The organism is Snodgrassella communis, assembly GCF_914768045.1.
Classification (GTDB): Bacteria; Pseudomonadota; Gammaproteobacteria; order Burkholderiales; family Neisseriaceae; genus Snodgrassella; species Snodgrassella communis.
On the sequence record NZ_CAJZCD010000021.1, the window covers coordinates 1 to 5,490 of the forward strand.

General features: G+C 50.3%; 2 tRNA genes and 3 rRNA genes. All 5 read right to left on the reverse strand.

The features are described from left to right. Positions 1 to 45: 45 nt before the first annotated feature. Positions 46 to 158: ribosomal RNA gene (rrf, locus tag MJ761_RS10770) — 5S ribosomal RNA — on the reverse strand. A 108-nt stretch (positions 159 to 266) separates the two neighbouring features. Further along, a 23S ribosomal RNA gene (locus tag MJ761_RS10775) occupies positions 267 to 3,156 on the reverse strand. A 352-nt stretch (positions 3,157 to 3,508) separates the two neighbouring features. Next, positions 3,509 to 3,584, reverse strand: a tRNA-Ala gene (locus tag MJ761_RS10780). 15 nt (positions 3,585 to 3,599) lie between these two features. Next, positions 3,600 to 3,676: transfer RNA gene (locus tag MJ761_RS10785), tRNA-Ile, on the reverse strand. 78 nt (positions 3,677 to 3,754) lie between these two features. Continuing rightward, positions 3,755 to 5,293 (reverse strand): 16S ribosomal RNA (locus tag MJ761_RS10790). Together the 16S, 23S and 5S rRNA genes with 2 tRNA genes alongside form the textbook arrangement of a ribosomal RNA operon. Positions 5,294 to 5,490 lie beyond the last annotated feature (197 nt).

Genomic DNA, 5,490 nt, shown 5'->3' on the forward strand with positions numbered 1-5,490 from the left:
GCAAGAAACCCGGCTGATCTCTCAACCGGGTTCTTCTTATGGGGAGTCTGGCGGTGTCCTACTTTCACATGGGTATCCATACTATCATCGGCGCTAGGTCGTTTCACGGTCCTGTTCGGGATGGGAAGGCGTGGGACCAACCCGCTATGGCCGCCAGACATTAAACTGTCAAATCAGAAAGCCTTTATCTTGGTGATGTTGCATTCATCAGTAAGCTTTATCATTTCTTCTGTACACCTTCTCATGTACGAAGTCCTTCAAATGATAGAGTCAAGCCTCACGAGCAATTAGTATCGGTTAGCTGCAAGTGTTACCACTCTTCCACACCCGACCTATCAACGTCCTGGTCTCGAACGTCTCTTTAGAGGGATTATTTCCCTAGGGAAGTCTCATCTTCAGGCGAGTTTCACGCTTAGATGCTTTCAGCGTTTATCTCTTCCGAACTTAGCTACCCGGCGATGCGACTGGCGTCACAACCGGTACACCAGAGGTTCGTCCACTCCGGTCCTCTCGTACTAGGAGCAGCCCCCGTCAAACTTCCAACGCCCACTGCAGATAGGGACCAAACTGTCTCACGACGTTTTAAACCCAGCTCACGTACCACTTTAAATGGCGAACAGCCATACCCTTGGGACCGACTACAGCCCCAGGATGTGATGAGCCGACATCGAGGTGCCAAACTCCGCCGTCGATATGAACTCTTGGGCGGAATCAGCCTGTTATCCCCGGAGTACCTTTTATCCGTTGAGCGATGGCCCTTCCATTCAGAACCACCGGATCACTATGTCCTGCTTTCGCACCTGCTCGACTTGTCGGTCTCGCAGTTAAGCTACCTTGTGCCATTGTACTATCAGTCCGATTTCCGACCGGACCTAGGTAACCTTCGAACTCCTCCGTTACTCTTTGGGAGGAGACCGCCCCAGTCAAACTGCCTACCATGCACGGTCCCCGATCCAGTTCATGGATCCGGGTTAGAACCTCAAAGTCACCAGGGTGGTATTTCAAGGACGGCTCCACAGTCACTAGCGTGTCTGCTTCTTAGCCTCCCACCTATCCTACACAAGTGACTTCAAAGTCCAATGCAAAGCTACAGTAAAGGTTCACGGGGTCTTTCCGTCTAGCAGCGGGGAGATTGCATCTTCACAACCATTTCAACTTCGCTGAGTCTCAGGAGGAGACAGTGTGGCCATCGTTACGCCATTCGTGCGGGTCGGAACTTACCCGACAAGGAATTTCGCTACCTTAGGACCGTTATAGTTACGGCCGCCGTTTACTGGGGCTTCGATCCAATGCTTGCACATCTTCAATTAACCTTCCAGCACCGGGCAGGCGTCACACCCTATACGTCCACTTTCGTGTTTGCAGAGTGCTGTGTTTTTATTAAACAGTCGCAGCCACCTATTCTCTGCGACCTCTAACAGCTTACGGAGTATATCCTTCACCGTCAGAGGCATACCTTCTCCCGAAGTTACGGTATCAATTTGCCGAGTTCCTTCTCCTGAGTTCTCTCAAGCGCCTTAGAATTCTCATCCTACCCACCTGTGTCGGTTTGCGGTACGGTTTCATTCAAACTGAAGCTTAGTGGCTTTTCCTGGAAGCGTGGTATCAGTCACTTCGTGTCCGTAGACACTCGTCATCACTTCTCGGTGTTAAGCACCCGGATTTGCCTAAGTGCTCCACCTACCGGCTTAAACGATCTATTCCAACAGATCGATGACCTAACCTTCTCCGTCCCCACATCGCATTTGAATCAAGTACAGGAATATTAACCTGTTTCCCATCGACTACGCATCTCTGCCTTGCCTTAGGGGCCGACTCACCCTACGCCGATGAACGTTGCGTAGGAAACCTTGGGTTTTCGGCGACAGGGCTTTTCACCCTGTTTATCGCTACTCATGTCAACATTCGCACTTCTGATACCTCCAGCATGCTTCTCAACACACCTTCTTCGGCCTACAGAACGCTCCCCTACCATGCCAGTTGCCTGACATCCGCAGCTTCGGTTACAGATTTGAGCCCCGTTACATCTTCCGCGCAGGACGACTCGACCAGTGAGCTATTACGCTTTCTTTAAATGATGGCTGCTTCTAAGCCAACATCCTGGCTGTCTCTGCCTTCCCACTTCGTTTACCACTTAATCTGTCATTTGGGACCTTAGCTGGCGGTCTGGGTTGTTTCCCTCTTGACACCGGACGTTAGCACCCGATGTCTGTCTCCCGAGGAACCACTTGATGGTATTCTTAGTTTGCCATGGGTTGGTAAGTCGCAATGACCCCCTAGCCATAACAGTGCTTTACCCCCATCAGTGTCTTGCTCGAGGCACTACCTAAATAGTTTTCGGGGAGAACCAGCTATCTCCGAGTTTGTTTAGCCTTTCACCCCTATCCACAGCTCATCCCCGCATTTTGCAACATGCGTGGGTTCGGTCCTCCAGTACCTGTTACGGCACCTTCAACCTGGCCATGGATAGATCACTCGGTTTCGGGTCTACACCCAGCAACTATTCGCCCTATTAAGACTCGGTTTCCCTTCGCCTCCCCTAATCGGTTAAGCTCGCTACTGAATGTAAGTCGTTGACCCATTATACAAAAGGTACGCAGTCACGGATTAATCCGCTCCCACTGTTTGTATGCATCAGGTTTCAGGTTCTATTTCACTCCCCTCCCGGGGTTCTTTTCGCCTTTCCCTCACGGTACTGGTTCACTATCGGTCGATGATGAGTATTTAGCCTTGGAGGATGGTCCCCCCATCTTCAGACAGGATTTCTCGTGTCCCGCCCTACTTTTCGTATACTCAGTACCACCTTTGAAATTTCGAATACGGGGCTTTCACCCTCTTTGGCCAAGCTTCCCAGCTTGTTCTTCTATCTCAATGGCTATCATATACAGGCTCTTACGCGTTCGCTCGCCACTACTTGCGCAATCTCGGTTGATTTCTTTTCCTCTGGGTACTTAGATGGTTCAGTTCTCCAGGTTCGCTTCTCTGCACCTATGTATTCAGTACAGGATACCATGCTTATACATGGTGGGTTTCCCCATTCGGATATCGCGGGATCTCTGCTCTATTGCCAGCTCCCCCACGCTTTTCGCAGGCTTACACGTCCTTCTTCGCCTATCATCGCCAAGGCATCCACCTGATGCACTTATTCACTTGACTCTATCATTTCAAGAACCTCTTGACTTTGCCTCCTCACCGTTGACTAGTGAGTTGACTTAAGGCCTTTACTCTCATAAAGCTTACTGCTTTGGTTGTCTGAACAACGCCTTTTGTGCTCGTCGTTCAGCGATACAATCATCACCCAATTCTTGCTTCACTTTCCGCTTCTTCTGTCTCCAGAATCCGCTTCCTGTGATTCAAGCTTTGTTTGTTGATTTCGGCTTTCCAATTTGTTAAAGATCGATGCGTTACTCCGCAAATTAAAATCAGCTTTCCTTCAGTCTCTCTTCAGACTAAACTGCCTTTAATTTCCACAGTACTACGAATTAACTTCCCTCTTCCTACAAAATCGTGGTGGAGGCAAACGGGATCGAACCGATGACCCCCTGCTTGCAAAGCAGGTGCTCTACCAACTGAGCTATGCCCCCGCGTCCTTAAATTTGTGGTGGGTCTGGGAGGACTTGAACCTCCGACCCCACGCTTATCAAGCGTGTGCTCTAACCAGCTGAGCTACAAACCCAGTTTCTTTCTGTCTCTTCTCGCATCTTTTCAGTTTACCGATAAGTGTGAATGCGATTCAGCCTCTTCTTTTCTCTAGAAAGGAGGTGATCCAGCCGCAGGTTCCCCTACGGCTACCTTGTTACGACTTCACCCCAGTCATGAAGCATACCGTGTTAAGCGACCTCCTTGCGGTTAGTCTACCCAATTCTGGTATCCCCCACTCCCATGGTGTGACGGGCGGTGTGTACAAGACCCGGGAACGTATTCACCGCAGTATGCTGACCTGCGATTACTAGCGATTCCGACTTCATGCACTCGAGTTGCAGAGTGCAATCCGGACTACGATCGGCTTTCTGAGATTGGCTTCACCTCGCGGCTTCGCTACCCTCTGTACCGACCATTGTATGACGTGTGAAGCCCTGGTCATAAGGGCCATGAGGACTTGACGTCATCCCCACCTTCCTCCGGTTTGTCACCGGCAGTCTCATTAGAGTGCCCAACTTAATGATGGCAACTAATGACAAGGGTTGCGCTCGTTGCGGGACTTAACCCAACATCTCACGACACGAGCTGACGACAGCCATGCAGCACCTGTGTTACGGTTCCCGAAGGCACTTTCCTATCTCTAAGAAATTCCGTACATGTCAAGACCAGGTAAGGTTCTTCGCGTTGCATCGAATTAATCCACATCATCCACCGCTTGTGCGGGTCCCCGTCAATTCCTTTGAGTTTTAATCTTGCGACCGTACTCCCCAGGCGGACAATTTCACGCGTTAGCTTCGCTACTAAGGTAACTAGTACCCCAACAGCTAATTGTCATCGTTTAGGGCGTGGACTACCAGGGTATCTAATCCTGTTTGCTACCCACGCTTTCGAGCATGAACGTCAGTGTTATCCCAGGAGGCTGCCTTCGCCATCGGTATTCCTCCACATCTCTACGCATTTCACTGCTACACGTGGAATTCTACCTCCCTCTGACACACTCTAGTTACACAGTTTCAAATGCACGTCCCAAGTTGAGCTCGGGGATTTCACATCTGACTTATTTAACCGTCTGCGCTCGCTTTACGCCCAGTAATTCCGATTAACGCTCGCACCCTACGTATTACCGCGGCTGCTGGCACGTAGTTAGCCGGTGCTTATTCTTTAGGTACCGTCAGCACTAGATGGTATTAGCACCCAGCTTTTCTTCCCTAACAAAAGTCCTTTACAACCCGAAGGCCTTCTTCAGACACGCGGCATGGCTGGATCAGGGTTCCCCCCATTGTCCAAAATTCCCCACTGCTGCCTCCCGTAGGAGTTTGGGCCGTGTCTCAGTCCCAATGTGGCGGATCATCCTCTCAGACCCGCTATGGATCGTCGCCTTGGTAGGCCTTTACCCCACCAACTAGCTAATCCAACATCGGCCGCTCAAATAACGCGAGGTCCTTAGATCCCCCGCTTTCCCCCTCAGGGCGTATGCGGTATTAGCCATCCTTTCGGACAGTTATCCCCCATTACTCGGTACGTTCCGATGCATTACTCACCCGTTCGCCACTCGCCACCAGAGAGCAAGCTCTCCGTGCTGCCGTTCGACTTGCATGTGTAAAGCATGCCGCCAGCGTTCAATCTGAGCCAGGATCAAACTCTTATGTTTAATCTTAGCTTGTTGCAATTCCGAAGTTCCCTTCGAAATCACTGGTCTGCTTCAAAGTTATTGACAAGTATATGCTATATATACCGTCTCTTTGAATCAGTGTGAGGCTCAATCGCACTCACACTTATCGGTAATCTGTTCTGTTAAAGAGCGTTGCTTTTGACTGCGTTCTACTTTAAACTGGTTAGTTCTTTCGT